General features: G+C 60.1%; 20 protein-coding genes and 2 pseudogenes. 9 read left to right on the forward strand and 13 right to left on the reverse strand.

Annotated features, from left to right (window positions below; all coding sequences use genetic code 11):
* Positions 1–14 precede the first annotated feature (14 nt).
* The 3 genes from ACLI1P_RS07375 (at position 15) to ACLI1P_RS07385 (ending at position 3,267) form a co-directional block, all read left to right on the forward strand.
* Entirely contained in the window at positions 15–1,121 is a 1,107-nt protein-coding gene (locus tag ACLI1P_RS07375; RefSeq protein WP_408930573.1) for an LLM class flavin-dependent oxidoreductase, read from the forward strand.
* Entirely contained in the window at positions 1,122–1,790 is a 669-nt protein-coding gene (locus ACLI1P_RS07380; RefSeq protein ID WP_296134433.1) for an FMN reductase, read from the forward strand.
* 67 nt (positions 1,791–1,857) lie between these two features.
* Positions 1,858–3,267, forward strand: a complete 1,410-nt coding sequence (locus ACLI1P_RS07385) for an L-serine ammonia-lyase (RefSeq protein WP_408930574.1) — start codon at positions 1,858–1,860, stop codon at positions 3,265–3,267.
* On the opposite strand, the gene hisS is transcribed toward ACLI1P_RS07385, so the two are convergent.
* Genes hisS through tpx form a run of 3 tightly spaced genes read right to left on the reverse strand, consistent with a single transcriptional unit; the run spans position 3,264 to position 5,689 of the window.
* Positions 3,264–4,541 (reverse strand): histidine--tRNA ligase, encoded by a 1,278-nt coding sequence (gene hisS / locus ACLI1P_RS07390; protein ID WP_296134430.1) that lies wholly within the window; start codon positions 4,539–4,541, stop codon positions 3,264–3,266. The two genes, ACLI1P_RS07385 and hisS, sit on opposite strands and share 4 nt — an antisense overlap.
* Before the next feature lie 5 nt (positions 4,542–4,546).
* Positions 4,547–5,191, reverse strand: a complete 645-nt coding sequence (locus ACLI1P_RS07395; protein ID WP_408930575.1) for an MBL fold metallo-hydrolase — start codon at positions 5,189–5,191, stop codon at positions 4,547–4,549.
* A complete protein-coding gene (tpx, locus tag ACLI1P_RS07400; RefSeq protein ID WP_296134427.1) occupies positions 5,192–5,689 on the reverse strand; it encodes a thiol peroxidase in 498 nt (165 codons plus the stop codon).
* Between the two features lie 102 nt (positions 5,690–5,791).
* On the opposite strand from tpx, the gene ACLI1P_RS07405 reads away from it, so the two are divergent.
* The 4 genes from ACLI1P_RS07405 (at position 5,792) to ACLI1P_RS07420 (ending at position 8,628) form a co-directional block, all read left to right on the forward strand.
* Positions 5,792–6,649 carry a peptidylprolyl isomerase gene (locus tag ACLI1P_RS07405; protein WP_296134425.1) on the forward strand — a complete coding sequence of 286 codons (858 nt, stop codon included), beginning with the start codon at positions 5,792–5,794 and terminating at the stop codon, positions 6,647–6,649.
* A gap of 287 nt (positions 6,650–6,936) precedes the next feature.
* Positions 6,937–7,281, forward strand: a complete 345-nt coding sequence (locus ACLI1P_RS07410) for a hypothetical protein (RefSeq protein WP_296134423.1) — start codon at positions 6,937–6,939, stop codon at positions 7,279–7,281.
* Positions 7,282–7,352: 71 nt separating this feature from the next.
* Positions 7,353–7,604, forward strand: a complete 252-nt coding sequence (locus ACLI1P_RS07415) for a hypothetical protein (protein ID WP_296134422.1) — start codon at positions 7,353–7,355, stop codon at positions 7,602–7,604.
* A gap of 94 nt (positions 7,605–7,698) precedes the next feature.
* Positions 7,699–8,628: an HNH endonuclease signature motif containing protein gene (locus ACLI1P_RS07420; protein ID WP_408930576.1), complete on the forward strand. Its 930-nt coding sequence runs from the start codon at positions 7,699–7,701 to the stop codon at positions 8,626–8,628.
* A 61-nt stretch (positions 8,629–8,689) separates the two neighbouring features.
* Here ACLI1P_RS07420 and ACLI1P_RS07425 read toward each other — a convergent pair whose 3' ends face one another.
* The 3 genes and pseudogenes from ACLI1P_RS07425 to ACLI1P_RS07435 all read right to left on the reverse strand — a co-directional run bounded on the left by ACLI1P_RS07425 (position 8,690) and on the right by ACLI1P_RS07435 (position 9,634).
* The gene (locus ACLI1P_RS07425) at positions 8,690–9,046 is read right to left on the reverse strand and encodes an ATP-binding protein (RefSeq protein WP_408930976.1); all 357 of its coding nucleotides are present in this window, start codon (positions 9,044–9,046) and stop codon (positions 8,690–8,692) included.
* Positions 9,019–9,411 (reverse strand): annotated as a pseudogene (locus tag ACLI1P_RS07430) (transposase); the annotation flags it as partial. The pseudogene ACLI1P_RS07430 and the gene ACLI1P_RS07425, both read right to left, overlap by 28 nt.
* 37 nt (positions 9,412–9,448) lie before the next feature.
* Positions 9,449–9,634, reverse strand: coding sequence for an IS3 family transposase (locus ACLI1P_RS07435; RefSeq protein WP_411708472.1), 186 nt, complete (start codon positions 9,632–9,634; stop codon positions 9,449–9,451).
* Positions 9,635–9,650: 16 nt separating this feature from the next.
* On the opposite strand from ACLI1P_RS07435, the gene ACLI1P_RS07440 reads away from it, so the two are divergent.
* Positions 9,651–10,994: an IS256 family transposase gene (locus ACLI1P_RS07440; RefSeq protein ID WP_411708473.1), complete on the forward strand. Its 1,344-nt coding sequence runs from the start codon at positions 9,651–9,653 to the stop codon at positions 10,992–10,994.
* 2 nt (positions 10,995–10,996) lie between these two features.
* Here ACLI1P_RS07440 and ACLI1P_RS07445 read toward each other — a convergent pair whose 3' ends face one another.
* Genes ACLI1P_RS07445 through istA form a run of 6 tightly spaced genes read right to left on the reverse strand, consistent with a single transcriptional unit; the run spans position 10,997 to position 15,173 of the window.
* Positions 10,997–11,791, reverse strand: a complete 795-nt coding sequence (locus tag ACLI1P_RS07445; RefSeq protein ID WP_411708474.1) for an IS3 family transposase — start codon at positions 11,789–11,791, stop codon at positions 10,997–10,999.
* Positions 11,791–12,099, reverse strand: a complete 309-nt coding sequence (locus tag ACLI1P_RS07450; protein WP_077210039.1) for a transposase — start codon at positions 12,097–12,099, stop codon at positions 11,791–11,793. The genes ACLI1P_RS07445 and ACLI1P_RS07450 overlap by 1 nt, the downstream gene beginning before the upstream one ends.
* A complete protein-coding gene (locus ACLI1P_RS07455) occupies positions 12,056–12,709 on the reverse strand; it encodes an IS3 family transposase (RefSeq protein ID WP_411709705.1) in 654 nt (217 codons plus the stop codon). Before ACLI1P_RS07455 ends, ACLI1P_RS07450 begins: the two co-directional genes overlap by 44 nt.
* Complete coding sequence (locus tag ACLI1P_RS07460; protein WP_411708475.1) at positions 12,682–12,981, reverse strand: transposase; 300 nt, start codon at positions 12,979–12,981, stop codon at positions 12,682–12,684. Before ACLI1P_RS07460 ends, ACLI1P_RS07455 begins: the two co-directional genes overlap by 28 nt.
* A gap of 54 nt (positions 12,982–13,035) precedes the next feature.
* Positions 13,036–13,533, reverse strand: a complete 498-nt coding sequence (locus ACLI1P_RS07465; protein WP_411708476.1) for an ATP-binding protein — start codon at positions 13,531–13,533, stop codon at positions 13,036–13,038.
* Positions 13,534–13,538: 5 nt separating this feature from the next.
* A complete protein-coding gene (gene istA, locus ACLI1P_RS07470) occupies positions 13,539–15,173 on the reverse strand; it encodes an IS21 family transposase (RefSeq protein WP_411708477.1) in 1,635 nt (544 codons plus the stop codon).
* A 140-nt stretch (positions 15,174–15,313) separates the two neighbouring features.
* Between istA and ACLI1P_RS07475 the strand changes: the two are divergent.
* Positions 15,314–15,517: pseudogene (locus ACLI1P_RS07475) on the forward strand (HNH endonuclease); the annotation flags it as partial.
* A gap of 89 nt (positions 15,518–15,606) precedes the next feature.
* Here the strand turns inward: ACLI1P_RS07475 and ACLI1P_RS07480 are convergent.
* A complete protein-coding gene (locus tag ACLI1P_RS07480; RefSeq protein WP_296133627.1) occupies positions 15,607–16,161 on the reverse strand; it encodes a DUF421 domain-containing protein in 555 nt (184 codons plus the stop codon).
* Between the last annotated feature and the right edge of the window lie 19 nt (positions 16,162–16,180).

Raw genomic sequence — 16,180 nt, forward strand, 5'->3', positions numbered from 1 at the left:
GAAAGGAGATAGGCATGCAATTCGGCATCTTTAGCGTCGGCGACGTCACTCAAGACCCCACCACGGGTAACACCCCCACCGAGGCGGATCGTATCCGCGCCATTACAGAGATCGCGCTCAAGGCCGAGGAGGTAGGGCTTGACGTCTTCGCCACCGGCGAGCACCACAACCCGCCCTTCGTGCCCTCCGCGCCCACGACCCACCTGGCCTACATCGCAGCACAGACGAAGAACCTGCAGCTGTCCACCTCCACCACGCTGATTACCACCAACGACCCGGTGCGCTTGGCGGAGGACTACGCCTTTCTCCAGCACCTGGCCGGCGGGCGCATCGATCTCATGCTCGGCCGCGGCAATACCGGCCCGGTCTACCCGTGGTTTGGCAAGGATATCCGCGAAGGCATCCCGCTGGCGGTGGAAAACTATCACCTGCTGCGCCGCCTGTGGCGCGAGCAGAACGTTACCTGGGAGGGGAAGTTCCGCACGCCGCTGCAGGGCTTTACCGCCACCCCTGCCCCGCTCGACGGCATCCCGCCCTTCGTGTGGCACGGCTCCATCCGCTCCCCGCAGATTGCGGAGCAGGCTGCCTACTACGGCGACGGCTTCTTCCACAGCAACATCTTCTGGAATAAGGAACACACCACGAAGATGGTCAACCTCTACCGCAACCGCTACGAGTCCTACGGTCACGGCCGCGCGGACCAGGCCATTGTGGGCTTGGGCGGACAGGTGTTCATCGGCTCCACGGAGCAGGCGGCCAAGGATTTCTTCCGTCCCTATTTCGACAACGCCCCCGTCTACGGCCACGGCCCCTCGCTGGAGGAGTTCACCGCGCAGACCCCGCTGACCGTGGGCACGGTGGAGCAGGTGGTGGAGCGCACGCTGCAGTTCGCAGACTGGGTGGGCGACTATCAGCGCCAGCTCTTCCTGGTGGACCACGCCGGCCTGCCGCAGGAGGTGGTGCTGGAGCAGATTGAAATCCTGGGCACGCAGGTGGTCCCGGAGCTCCGCCGCCGCTTTGAGGCCCGCCGCCCGGATCACGTACCCTCTGACCCGCCCACGCACGCCACGCTGGATTCCTATGCCCCGCACGCGCTGGTAAACCCCGGAGAGGAGAAGTAGATGCGCTCACTCGTTGTCGTCACGGCGGGCTTGTCCTCGCCGTCTTCTACGCGCGCGCTTGGCGACGCCCTCTCGGCCGCCACCGCCTCCCACGTCACCGCCCGCGGCGAGGGCGTGGACGTCACCGTGGTGGAGTTGCGCGAGCTCGCCGCCGAGCTGGCGGAGGCGATGACCAACTGGGTCACGCCCACACCCGCGCTGGAAGCCGCCCAGAATGCCGTGGCGCGGGCCGACGGACTCATTGCAGTCAGCCCCGTGTTCCAGGGCAGCTACTCCGGGCTGTTCAAGATGTTCTTCGACACCCTTCAGCCGCATGCGCTCAACGGGCTGCCCACGCTCATCGCAGCCACTGGTGGCTCCAGCCGCCACGCGCTGGTGCTGGACTACGCGCTGCGCCCTCTGCTCAACTACCTGCACGCCACGGTGGTGCCCACCGGGGTATTCCAAGCCACGGAAGACTTCGGCACCGCGGAAGGCGCGCGCAATCAACAGCGCATCGAGCGCGCCGCCGGCGAGCTCGCGGACCTGATGGTCCGCCCGCTCGACCGGGTCTCTGGGCTCGCCGGGCCGCTCGATACCGCCGGCGGGTCTGACGCTGCCGAGGAGCTTGATTCGGACCCCGCAGGATTCCGCGCGCTACTCTCCCGCCACAACGGCCAACCAGGCTAGGCAGGCGTGCGAGGCGCTCGGTACTATCGTTAGTCGTCACTTATTTAACGCCACCAAGGAGGTCTCCATGACTATTAGCGTGACCGATATTTTCTCCATTGGAATCGGCCCCTCCTCCTCGCACACCGTCGGCCCGATGCGCGCCGCTAAGGCCTTCATCGAAGCACTAGACCACCACCCGGCGAAGGTCCACACCGAGCTGCGCGGCTCCCTGTCCGCCACCGGCCGCGGCCACGCCACCGACCGCGCGGTCATCCTCGGCCTCGCCGGCTGGGATCCGCTCACCGTGCCGCTGGATGCCGAGCCGCGCGCCGATGCGTTCATCCCCTCCGAGGGCACCATCTCCGGCCCGGCCGGAGAGGTGGACTACACCATCGAGTTCAACAACGAGCCCGTGCCGGAGCACCCCAACTGCCTCATCTTTAGCGCCTGGGGCAAGGACGGGACCGTCCTTGCCGATAAATCGGAATACTTCTCCGTCGGCGGCGGCTTCATCCTCTCCCGCGAGGAGCTGGACGCGGAGCTGCACGCCAGCGACGAGGTCCCGGCCGGCATCGCCGCGGCCACCACGGAAGACACCGTCCCCTACGACTTCCAGTCGGGCGAGCACATGCTCGATCTCTGCGCGGCCAACGACATGGCCATCTGGGAGCTCGTCGCCGCCAACGAGGCGGTCCTGCACCGCGAGGAAGGCGGGCTGGACTACGTCTACAAGCACCTGGACCTGGTGTGGGACATCATGCGCGAGTGCGTCACCGAGGGTATTTCCACCAAGGGCATCCTGCCCGGCGGCCTGCGCGTCAACCGCCGCGCGCCGCAGATGTACCAGCAGCTGCTGGCCAAGCAGGATGACGAAGCCTGTGGCTTCTCCGCCATGGAGTGGGTCAACCTCTACGCGCTAGCCGTCAACGAGCAAAACGCCGCCGGCGGTCGCGTCATCACCGCCCCCACGAACGGCGCCTGCGGCATCATCCCCGCCGTGCTGCACTACGCCCGCGACTTCCAGGCCGATTTCACTCGCTCCGATGCCCGCCGTTACCTGCTCACCGCGGGTGCCATCGGCATCATCATCAAGTCCAACGCGTCCATCTCCGGCGCGGAGGTGGGCTGCCAGGGCGAGGTCGGCTCCGCGTCCTCTATGGCTGCGGCAGGCATGGCCGAGCTCCTCGGCGCCACGCCCGCGCAGGTGGAAAACGCCGCCGAGATCGCCCTCGAACACAACCTCGGCCTGACCTGTGACCCGGTCGGTGGCCTGGTGCAGATTCCGTGCATCGAGCGCAACGCCATCGGTGCCGTGAAGGCAATCAACGCCGCTCGCCTCGCCCACATGGGCGAAGGCACGCACTACGTCACGCTCGACAACGCAGTGCGCACCATGGCCGAGACCGGCCGCGACATGCTCTCCAAGTACAAGGAGACCTCCCTCGGCGGCTTGGCCAAGACGATGGGCTTCAGCGTCTCCCAGGTGGAGTGCTAAACCAGCTGGCTTAGCTGCTTGACGACGTCCCCCACTGGGACGTCGTGCTGCTCGTGGGCCGCTAGGTCCTTGAGGGCGACGGTGCCGGCCTCGAGCTCCTGGTCGCCGAGGACGAGGGCGAAGCGCGCGTTGGCGCGGTCCGCGCCCTTCATCGCGCCCTTAAGACCGCGGTCACCGAAGGACATGTCGGCGGAAATGCCGGCCTTGCGCAGGTCATTGATGATGACAGCCATCTTCTTCTTGGCCGCAGCACCCATGGCCACGCCGAAGACCGCCACGCGCTCGTCGACACCGTCGAGGGACACGCCCTCGGCCTCGAGTGCGAGCACCGTGCGGTCCACGCCCAAGCCATAGCCGATGCCGGAGAGCTCCTGGCCGCCCAGCTGCGCCATGAGGCCGTCATAGCGGCCGCCGCCACCAATGCCGGACTGCGCGCCGAGCCCATCGTGGACGAACTCGAAGCAGGTCTTGGTGTAGTAGTCCAGCCCGCGCACCATGCGCGGGTTGATGGTGTAGTCCACGCCCATGTCGTCGAGCAGGCCCGTGACGGTCTCGAAGTGCTCGCGGCACTCGTTATTGAGGTGGTTGAGCATCAGGGGGGCGTCGACAAGCTGCTCCTGAACCTCCGGGCGCTTATCATCCAGCACGCGCAGCGGATTGAGCTCTGCGCGGGCCTTCGTGTCCTCGTCCAGATCCAGCTTGAACAGGAACTCCTGCAGCTTCTCGCGGTACGCCGGGCGGCAGTCGTGGTCACCCAAGCTGGTCAGCTCCAGGCGGAACTGGCTCAGGCCCAGGCTGCGGTAGGAGCGGTCCGCCAGGGCGATGATCTCGGCGTCAAGTGCTGGGTCGTCCACACCGATGGCCTCCACGCCCACCTGCTGCAGCTGACGGTAGCGGCCCGCCTGCGGGCGCTCGTAGCGGAAGAAGGGGCCGAAGTAGTTAAGCTTTACCGGCAGCTGGCCGCGATCCAGGTTGTGCTCGATGACCGCGCGCATCACACCCGCGGTGCCCTCCGGGCGCAGGGTGACGGAGCGGTCTCCGCGGTCGGCGAAGGTGTACATCTCCTTCGACACCACGTCGGTGGATTCGCCAACGCCGCGGGCAAACAACGAGGTGTCCTCGAAGACGGGGAGCTCGATGTGCTGGAAGCCGGACAGGTGCGCCTGATGCACGAAGGTCTCACGCACCTTGGCAAAGGTGGCCGATTGCGGCGGGACGTAGTCCGGCACGCCCTTGGGCGCGGACAGGGCTTTGAACTGCTTCTTATCACTCACGCCCTTTAGAGTACATCCCCCGCCGCGATGAGAAACGGATTGGTCGCGCGCTCGCGACGCATTGTCGACGTCGGCCCGTGGCCAGGCAAAATCGCCAGCCCATCGTCCAATCCCCACACCGGCCCGCGCAACGAGCGCTGCATCGCCGCCGGGTCAGAGTGCGGAAGATCGGTACGGCCAATGGAGCCGCGGAAAAGGACGTCACCCGTAAGCGCTATGTCCTCTGCCACTAGCATCACGCAGCCAGGCGAGTGCCCCGGGGCATGGAGGAGTTCGAACTCGAGGCCCGCCACGCTCAGCGTCTCGCCGCCTACAAGATCGCGGCGCTCCTTGACCGGGGGCATCGAGGCAGCGTCGAAAAGCTGCTGGGATTCGGGGGAGACCCCGGATCCGTCGACAAGCATGAAGGCGTCCTCCGGGTGGACGTACACCGGAAGATCCAGGGAGCTGGCGTCACGGGTGTGGTCGATGTGCCCGTGCGTGAGCACCACGGCCTCGTACTCCAGCCCCTTGTCCTCCGCGAGCTGGATTAGGCGCTCGCGCGTGTGCATCCCCGGGTCCACGATGAACGCCCGGGGCCCGTTGGAGACCACGTAGGTGTTGGTCTTGTACGGCCCCGCGGCGAAGCCGTAGATTTCCGGGGTGCTCATCTACTTCAGGGCAGCCAGAGCGGAGTCGTAGTCCGGCTCGGTGGTGACCTCCGGAACCAGCTCGGTGTAGACCACCTTGTGCTCCTCATCGGTCACGATGACCGCGCGGGCGAACAGGCCCTTGAGCGGGGAACCCTCCAGCTTAAGACCCAGGTTCTCGGCGAAGTCAGAGCGGAAGTCAGACGCGCTCACCACGTTCTCAATACCTTCTGCGGCACAGAAGCGGGCCTGCGCAAAGGGAAGGTCGCGGGAGACGGACAGCACTACGGTGTTGTCCAGGTCCGCTGCCTTTTCGTTGAAAGCGCGCAGCTGCGCCGCGCACACGCCGGTGTCCACGGACGGGAAGCAGGACACCACCAGGCGCTTGCCAGCGAAGTCAGCGGAGGTGACCTCTTCCATGTCGGTGCCGACGAGGGTGAACTCGGGCAGCGCCTCCCCTACCTTCGGAAGCTCGCCATTGGTCTCAGTGGGCTGATTTTCAAACTTAGTAGTAGCCATGGCACCCCAGGGTACTGACGGGCGGGGCGGCGCGCCACGGTGATAGGTGGTCCGGTTAGGATAGGTGAGTCGAATTTGAACACCCACGTGGAGGAAACGAAGGTGCCTAACAATAAACAGCGCTTGGATGATGCGCTCAACCAGCTCGACCGCGAGCTGAAGTCCCGCGACCGCAAGCAGAAGACCCGCCCGCTCGGCGTCGTGGTTGCCGCTGCAGTCGTCATTATTGCCCTTGTCGGCGGAATTTGGTTCCTAGCCACCCGCGACAGCGAGGAAGAAACGCAGGCGCAGGAGACCTCAACCGCCCCGTCCACCACCGAGATGCCGGAGGCGAAGCCCCTGGCAGGCAAGCGGACCACCCCGCTGGAGGACAACGTCAAGTGTGAATACACCGAGACTGGCGACGCCTCCCGTGACGTCCCGACCCCGAAGGGCACCGACGTCTCGGCCAAGGGCACGGTCAAGGTCAACTTCGCGACCAAGCAGGGCGACATCGAGATGGAGCTCGACCGCTCCCTGGCCCCCTGCACCGTCAACGCGATTACCGACATCATCTCCGCCAAGTACTACGACGACACCGTCTGCCACCGCATGACCGACGGCGGCATCTTCGTCCTGCAGTGCGGCGACCCGACCGGCAAGGGCAACGGCGGCCCGGGCTTCCAGTTCGCCAACGAGTACCCGACGGACGAGACCGACGAAGCCGATCTGCAGAACCCGGCCACCTACCCCAAGGGTTCCATTGCCATGGCCAACGCCGGTGCGGACACCAACGGTTCCCAGTTCTTCATTAACTACAAGGACTCTGAGCTGCCGCCGAACTACACCTACTTTGGCAACCTGACTGAGAAGGGCCAGAAGACGGTCGACACCATTGCCGCCAAGGGCGTCAAGGACGGCCAGCCCGACGGCGAGCCGGCCGAAGAGGTTCGCATTTCCAAGGCCACCGTCAAAAACTAATCACCGCTAACTACTACCCCCATTTCGGTGACACTCCCCGCCCGCGCATCGCCGGCGGGGAGTTCGTGCTTTTGAGCATACTTTTTAGGTTTTTCTTAGGCACTAGCTAGCCGTTTAGTTTCATCGGTTGCGCCACCTCACGCGTCCCACGTATAAACCCAGCTCACACCATACGGGCAGATACTTCACAGAATGAATGACTTTTGCCAAAAGTCTTGCAAAAGGTCACTAGGCTCAGTACCATCTGTGAAGTCCTTGAAATTCCCGAGCACATATAAGGAACGAGTATGAAGTTCTTCTCCCGCAAGGCCATCGTCGCCGCTGCTACCGCCGCTACCGTCGCCTTCGGTGGCGTGTCCGTCGCTTCCGCCGAGACCACCACCCCGGCCACCACTACGGCTACGGAGACCAACACCCCGGCCACCACTCCGGCTAAGGAGACCAACACCCCGGCGCCGACCACCCCGAACAAGAAGAAGGACGAGTCCTCCTCTTCCTCTGACGAGGGTTCCTCCTCCGACATGTCCCCGAAGGAGATCCGCGACTGGATCGCTGTCTTCACCGCCATCATCGGCGCCCTGGGCACCGTCTTCACCTTCGTGAACAAGTACTTCGGCCCGAACGCTAAGTAACTTTTCACGCTCCCGCCCGTTCCCTGCGGGCGGGGTCTCTTTTTCGGTCTACTAAAGATAGGACACGTATCATGAAGTTCTTCTCCCGCAAGTCTCTGGTTGCCGTAGCAACCGCCGCTGCCGTTTCTTTCTCCGGCGCCGGAATTGCTAACGCCGCACAGGCCGACGAGGGTTCCTCCGCCGACGGCTTCTTCGCACTTTCCTCCGATGACGAGGGCAACGTGAGCCCGAAGGAGATCCGCGAGTGGATCAAGGTTTTCACCTCCATCATCGACGCTATGGATGACTCCATGCGCCTGGCTGAGCAGGTTATGGGCCACTAATCCCCCAAACCCCAGCCGCTCCCCTGCCGCACGCAGGGGAGCTTTTTGGTTTTCAAGTTGCAGGCTCCCCCAGTGTGCTTTAACCTCAGTGCCCATGGGGGTATTAGAAACCTACTTCCACTACCGCAACTCGGGGATGACGCTAGTGGAACACGCATCCAGCTCACCCGACAAGCTCCGCGCGCTCGGCGCCGACGCAGCTGACGCCGCAGAGCTCGCCCGCCTGCACCGCATCTACTTCGGCCCCACCCGCTTCACCGGCAAACAACGCAAGGCCCGCACCGCGGCTATAGCCCAAAAGCACGGCCTATCCACCCTTAACCTCATCGAGTCCTACGCCACCCGGGTAAAGAAAGAACTCGACGCCTGGAACCTCCGTGCACGGCTTGCCGCCACACCCGCACACAAAATCCGCGAGGTTGCCGTAAAACGCCTCAAAGAACTTAAAGAGAAACGCGAACACAAACCCGGGGTGCGGTTTACCTACCGCAAGCAGGGACCCAACTCCGTCACCATCACCGACACCCCAACGGTCATTGCTGATATCCGCGGCACCCTCGAATCAGTCAACCCCACCAACCTGCTTGATGCCGCGAAAACCGTCATCCTGGGCGGTAACACCGGCACCAGGCCTGCCGTGCACGCCCAAGTCGTAGTCACCCTCAACGAACTCGACCGCATCATCAACGGCGACGGAGACGAGATTGAGTTGCAGCTCACTAATGGTGCCCGCATGACCGGGGCGGAATTCCTCACCCACAAATTCGCCTCCATCGGGTATGCCACCATCGTCCACCCCATCGAAGGCCCCATCAACTCCTACGACCTCCAACGCCACGCCAACTGGAAACAACGCCTCACCCTCTGTGCTGAAACCCAAACCTGCGCACGGCCAGGGTGTAATAAACCCGCTGACTACTGCCAGGTCCACCACATCATCCCCTGGCAAGCAGGCGGGCTTACCAACATCAAGAACCTGACCTTCCTGTGTGTTCAGAAGATTGAAATGGTAGCGGTGTGGTGAGTATCTGGTAGCGCCTGAGTGAGTATCCGGTAGCGGTGTCTCACTCAGGCGTTGTTGGTGGTTATGCGTGGGTGGTCAGTCTCATGTTTGGTCCTTCGAGTGTGATGATCTCGGCGCCGGAGACGAGTCGGTTGAGGATTGACTCGGAGATCACGGTGTCGGGGATGGACTTGTACCACTCCTGCGGGGTGAATTGTGAGGTCACAATTGTTGACACTTTGCCTTCACGCCCGGCGAGGATGTTGAGTATTTGGTGCGCGGTTGCGGCATTAATGGGTGTGGTGAGGAAGTCATCTAGGACCAGGACGTCGACGTCGTGGAGGTGTTGGATGAACTTCAGCCGTATGGGGTCGGGCCTGACCCCCGGAAAGTAGACACGTCGGGGGTTAGCTATGCTGCTTGGGTCAGTGTAGCTGATGTGAGTGCTTCGAAGTCATCGGGGGCTAGAAGGTTGCACCAGGAGTGTCGTCTGCGCGTGTTGTAGCGCATGCACCATCGAAAGACTTCTTGGCGGCAGATGATGGGATTGTCAAAGACTTTCCGATCACGCAGAACTTCACGCTTTAAGGTGGCGTTAAATGATTCTGCCAGGGCGTTATCAGCACTTGTACCCACCGCGCCCATGGATTGGCGCACACCAAGTTGGGCGCAGTGGTCCCTAAATGCTTGTGAGGTGTACACACTGCCATGATCAGAATGGAAAATTGCCCCTTTAAGGCTTCCGCGAACCTTGCTGGCATGAGACAAAGCTTCGATAACCAGTGATACCCGCATTGGGGTTGCCCGCAAATCGTGGACACGTAGTGGAGCTACCTAGTGGTTAGGCAGCTATTTCTTTTCTACTGGTGGTTAGACCAATGTGGTTTTCGAAGTCGACGGGGCTGACCATCCCGAGTGCAGAGTGCCGGCGTCGGCGGTTGTAGACGACTTCAATCCAGTAGGCAACGGCCTTGCGTGCAGCATCAGAGAGTGTCTGATGGTTTGTGTGTGGGTACCTAACCTGCATGAGGAGATGGACCAGAATGACTACCGTGGCACGACGAGATCCGGCTGATAAGGCCAAGATTGATGCGATTGAAAAGAAGCTGCTTGCTAACCCTGAGATCGCGAAGCTGATTGATGACCTAGGCACGTCTACAACGGATGCCAATGACCTGGTTCGCGGCATGTTGCAGGCCTCGATTACCAGGGGGCTCAATGCTGAAATGGATGCCCATTTGGGCTACGAGTCTGGCGACAGGAGCGCTAAAGCTGCTGCCGGGACAGACAATTACCGCAACGGGTCGTATCCAAAGACCGTGGATTCTAACTACGGGCCAGTAACCGTTGATGTCCCGAGGGATCGGGCTGGAACATTCTTGCCGACTATGGTTCCTAAAGGTTCTAGGCGCTTGACTGATGTCGATGACATGATCGTCAGCTTGTACGCCGGTGGGATGACAATTAGGGACATCCAGCACCATATGGCAACGGCGATGAGGGTTGATATTTCCCATGAAACAATTTCCGCAGTCACCGATGCTGTCCTCGATGAGGTCATGGTCTGGCAAAACCGCCAGCTAGATGAGTTCTACCCGGTCATTTTCCTGGATGCGTTGCGCATTAAAGTCCGTGATGGTGGCCGAGTGGTCAACAAGTCCGCGTACATGGCAATCGGTGTGGATCTTGACGGTATCAAGCACATTTTGGGATTGTGGATTGCCAAAGAAGAAGGCGCTTCATTTTGGGCGCAGGTATGCGCCAATCTTTCTAACCGTGGGGTCAAAGACGTCTTTATCGTCTGCTGTGACGGGCTTAAAGGCCTGCCTGAAGCAGTCGAGGCAACGTGGCCGAACTCTATGGTGCAAACCTGTATCGTGCACCTGATTCGTGCAGCTAACCGGTGGGTAGCCTACGGGGATCGCCGGGGCGTATCGGCTGCGTTGAAAAAGATTTACACCGCCGCGGATGAGTCCACAGCTCAGGCTGCCTTAGACGAATTTGAAGCCTCTGAATTGGGAGAAAAGTATCCACGCTCAGTCAAGGTCTGGCGAGATGCTTGGCAGCGTTTCGTACCGTTTCTGCAGTTCCCACCAGCGGCCAGAAAGGTTATCTATACGACGAATTCGATTGAATCATTCAACAATGAACTGCGTAAAGCTACCCGCAACAGGGTGCAGTTCACCAACGATGAATCAGCGCTGAAGACGCTGTGGCCGATGATCTGCAATATCGAAGACAAACGCGCTGCAAAGAGAGCAAAGCAGGGCAAACGAGTCTCAGCGACAGCCGGCAGACTCATGGAAGGAGCCCGAGTTTCCGGCTGGAAACAAGCTATAAACCAAATGGCCGTGGCCTACCCCGACCGCTTCGACAAATACCTATAAACCTAGCCCCACACACAAACAACTTGACACGCTCCAGCATCACGGGTCGCCCAGCGCTGCCGGTCATAGAATTCAGTCTTTAGCGTCGACCAGAACGACTCAGCCATCGCGTTATCGAAGCACACACCAGTACGCCCCACAGACTGGGCAATGCCCAGGTTGCGGCAGACCTCCCAGAGCTTCTCACTGGTAAATTGCGTTCCGCGGTCAGCGTGAAACACCAGCCCATCAGGAACATCACCGCGTAGCGTATGCGCCATCCGCAGGGCCCGTTCAACCAGGTGTGTGTCTTGAACGCTATCCATAGCCCAGCCCAGTACCCTGCGGGAATGACCATCGCGGACCGCGCACAAGTACAACCAGCCCTCACCGGTGCGCAGGTAGGTAATATCTGACATCCACACTCGGTTGAGCTGACCAGTATCAAACATGCGCTTGACCAGGTCAGGAAGAGTTGACTTACGCTTGGCTTGAATCGTTGTCACCGGGACAAAGGCACGCGGTGAAATCCCTTCAATGCCCATCATGCGCATCCGTTTAGCCACAGTCTTGCGATTCAAGGTGATCTGGTAGCGCTCGGCAAGCTCTGCGGTGATCCGCGGAGCACCATAAACCTCATCGGAGTCTTTCCAAATCTGATGAATCTTTCGGTCAACATCATCGTAAAATGCTGCCCGATCATCTTCGCCGGATAGTCGTTTCTGCTGCGCATGGGCCCATTTGTAGTATCCAGACCGAGATACTTTTAATAGTCGTGCCATGCGCTTGATGCTGTAGTTCGCCTTCTCCTGCTGCATTAGTTCGAACTTTTCTGCTCGCGTTGCTTCGCGGCGAAGAAGGCTGTCGCTTTTGACAAAAACTCGTTATCCATCTTGGCTTCTGCCAGCTCCCGGCGCAGACGAGCATTCTCAGCTCGGAGGTCAGCCTCGCTCATCCCATCGGAGGATCCTCGGCGTTCACGTTCGAGTTTGACCCACCGGCCCAAAAGCCCGGCGGAAACACCGATTTCCTTAGCCACATGAGCGATCGGTCGCTCTGACTCGATTACCAGGTTCGCGGCTTCACGCCGGTACTCCGGCGTGTACTTCTTGCGCTGTTGACTCACAATGAACATCCTCTCTTACGGACACAAGATCCGTACAAATAGGGTGTCCACTAAACGAGGGTAACCTCAGCATGTGATCGGCGAGTGCATGTCCGACGAGTTTGCGCGAGTAGGCGTCGATGACCGTGGCAAGGTACATGTTCTTTCCACCCTTACACGGCAGGTAGGTGATATCGCCTACGTAGACGTGGTTCGGCCTGTCAGCACTGAATTTGCGGCCTACTAGATCTGGCATGACTCGGTGGCCAGGCTTGCGCCTGGTGGTGATACATCGACGCCGTTTACTAAAGCCTTTCAGCCCCATGGATTTCATGATGCGTGCGACCTTCTTGTGATTGGTCGGAGGAAAGTCCGTATCGTCGTTGAGGCTTGCAGCTATGCGTTTAGCACCATAAAGCCCGTGTTCATCATCGAAGATGGTCTTGATTTGTGCGCCAATAAGGGCATCGGAACACGTCTTTACCCTGCGTTTTTCGCGAGTGTTGACCCATTTGTAGAACGAGGGGCGATTGAGCTTTAACACGTGGCACATCCGCTTGACCGAGTATTCGGTTCGATGGTCATAGACAAACTGGAAGCGGATTACCAGCGTGTCTCTTCGGCAAAATATTTCGCGGCCTTGCGCAGGATGTCGCGTTCTTCGCGCAGCTTTGCGTTTTCTTTTTCTAGCTGGCGGATCCGCTCAGAATCAGTCGTCGCCTTCGCCTTGTCACGCAAGGTCTTCGTACGGGCACGTTTGCCGGTGCCGTACTGCTTGATCCAGGAGAAAAGTGAGGAACGATTGACTCCTAGCTCTGCTGAAGCCGCGTGAAGCGAGAGGTCCTCATTGTTTTCGTAGAGGGCCACAGCATCACGTTTGAACTGTTCGGAGTACCTAGGCATGGTGGTAGATTACCTTTCTTCCCAACCCAACAGGGCTGGATATCAGGTGTCTACCTAACGGGGGTCAGGTCCGTCATCGGGTTGTAGGACTGCTAGTTCGGCGGCGAGCATGTCGGTGCGGTAGAACCGTGCGGAGTAGTCGTTGCGGCATGCTGCTGTGATCAGTGCTTGGGCGAGGTAGGTTTTGCCGACTGAGGATTTGCCCAGGATGACAATGTTTTGGCCCAGGTGGCACCATTGTCCGTGAGCGAGTCTGCTGACTTGCTCGGGGTTGATGTTGCGGTCAGGTGTGCAGACCACGTTTTCAAGGCAAGCATCAAGGTTTGGCGATCGGGATGCTTTCAGCAGTTTGTTGATGCGTCGTTCACGCCTGGCCGCGACTTCTTTATCGAGTGCGTAAAGCACTTTTTGGGAAAACGTCCATGCGTCGAATGCGGGGTCGTTGGCGATGTCGATGACGCTTCTGCCGAAGGCAGTCATCCGCAGCGCGGTGAAGTCGGCCAGGACGGATTCATCAAGGAAGCGATCTGTTGGCGGGGTTGGTGATGACATGGGCTTTAGTTTCCTTTCTGAATGAGGTTGTCCATGCTGAACTGTTCTGCACCGCCGAGAAACGCGCCGGTGGTATCCCGGTCGGAGGGTGCTGTGCCGGTGGGCTGGTTGGTTGTGGTGCTGCGCGGGAGCTGGTCTAGACCACTAGGCCGTGTGGCGTGTTCTTTGCGTACGACGGCCATCATGTTTTTGACCGCGGTATAGGACACCGCCCGTCGGCTGTCGTCGTTGGCGGTCAGGCGCTGGCATGCCTCTTCCAGGATTGGTTTGTTGCCGTGTTTGCCCATTGACAGAACGTTTCTGCAGGACTGGTATGCCTGGGCCGGGATGGCTTTCGCCGCGATGAGTTCTTCGATGACCTTGCGTGTTGCCGGGCCGGTTTTGCTGGCTTCACGGTAAAAGTAGTCGCTTGTCCACAGTCCACGAGTGGAGTCCATACCAGAGGGAATGTGCTCATAGTCAGTGACATAGGCCCCACGCTTATGCGAAACCCGGTGGGTTGCCACGGTTGTTCCCTGGTCAAAGACGGTCAAGACTTGCCCGGTGATGCGTACATCGACAGTGCGGCCAACAAGCTGGTGTGGGACGGAGTAGCGCACGGTTGAAACCGTGATATGGAAATCTGGGGCCACTTTCGCACGCTTCCACTCGGTGAGTTGCCACGGGGTTTCCGGCAGGTCAGCAAGGAGATGTTGCTCATGTTCTTCAAAGAGATCCCTGCGGCTTGACTGCTGACTGCGAAACGGCACGGAGGTATTGATCGCGTCGACTACGCCCACAATCTTTCCGTTGAGCTCGTCTAAATCAACACACTGGTGGCCATCGAGCGCGTGGATGACTTTGTGCGTGACGATCTTTACCGCAGCTTCCACATTCGCTTTATCCTTCGGCCGACGCGCACGAGTGGGAAGTGCTGCTGTGTTGTAGTGCTCCAAGAACTGCTGGTAGGTGTCGTTGACCTTCCGATTCCTATCGGCAGTGCTGATCGCATTCGACGCCGTCGACGCGTTATCGGGTACAACAACCTGGCAGACCCCGCCGAAGTAGTCAAACGCTTGACGGTGGGCATCAAGCCAAGACTGCTGCCGCTGGTCAACACACGCACAGGCAAACAGCATCCCTGAATACGGCAGCGAGGCGACGAAAATGCTGACTTTCTCACCCGGTGTGCCGGAAGGGGCGTACAGGCGCATTCTGGTCCCTGCCCAATCCACCTGCATCGTATGCCCTGGTGCGTGAGTGATCCGGGCGGTCAGCCCGGCCGCATCGACATGGGAGGCAACCAGCTGGCGGAACCGGTCGTAGCTGTAGTGCCGCTGGCCCGGCTGGGCGGGGGTGGTAGTGTAGCGAGCCCACAATACTTGCAGTGTCTGCTTCGCACGCCCTGTGCGTGCTTTAACGACCGCGTCAAAGTCAATCGGGACGAATTCGCCTTGCCCGCTGGTGCGTTTATCAACGAATATCTCATCCAGCTCGTCATTCGTCAACGCCGCGACCTGCTGGGCAGTGGTCAGGCCAAGGCTTCGCAGCGCTTGGTTCGCTCGGGAAATCGCGCGGTGCGAGCACCCGAGCTGGTCTTCAATCTGGCGGTAAGAACGCTTCCCTAAAAGCAGCGTCATCACCGCACGGTAATCCGTCATCAGCGGACTCCTTCCAGTACACGCCGCACCCGGATGGTGCGACTACCGGAAGTATCATCCCGAGCGCCCTGAGCTGCTACCAGATACTCACTAAAGCGCTACCAGATAGTCACGACACTGCTACCAAATAGCCGGTCGCAACATTCCTGTGTGCGTACCACAACGGTATTAACGACGACGACCCGTCGAAACCCACCGGAAGAGGCTACGTATTCAGAATGCCCGGCGGCATCGGCTACATCCCGCCCTGGGGCGTGCCGATTACCGCCACACCCGAATACCACCAAGCCCTAACCAGACTCAACGCCGAACAAACACCAGCACGCCCACCCGATACCGGATAAACACCCAGACGCAAACTAAACACCTACGCCACCACCACAAACACCAAAGCCCGCCAACCACACCAGGTTGACGGGCTACAAGGCGTGCGCTAATCCTCGCGGTTGGTGGACTCTTCTACCTCCTCGATGCGTTCGGCGCCGAGGACGTCCTTGAAGAGGGAGGCGTCGACAAGCTGGCCCCGGCGGATCACCGAAATCTGACCCGTCGGCTCCAGAATCATCAATTGCACATCGTTGCGCCGCCCCAAACCAGCTTTGCGCACTGCCGAATTGACATCACGCTCGGTGATATGGGCAAAGACCATATTGTCTTCCTGCAACTGTCCCTTGTACACCAGCAGGACTGGGCGCCGGTCAATGAACTTTGACCACTTCACAAACTGCCGGAAAGTACCAAAGGCGGCCTCTAAAAGCATGAGCGTAAAAAGTCCGATAATACCCGCCGCAAGTGTCGGTGGATTACCCACAATGACACGCCCGGCAACGGCACCAAACATGATGATGATTACCGCGTCAGAGGCGGTCATAGACGTCAGCACGCGACTGCCAAAAAGCTTCACCAGAATCATGAATGCCAAGTAGATGCCTAGGGTGGCAAACATCACGACGGGTATACGGTGAGGCTCAATGCCCAGCTGATACATCGCTTCGCGTCCAAAAAGC

This window comes from Corynebacterium tardum (assembly GCF_046717785.1).
Taxonomy (GTDB): domain Bacteria; phylum Actinomycetota; class Actinomycetes; order Mycobacteriales; family Mycobacteriaceae; genus Corynebacterium.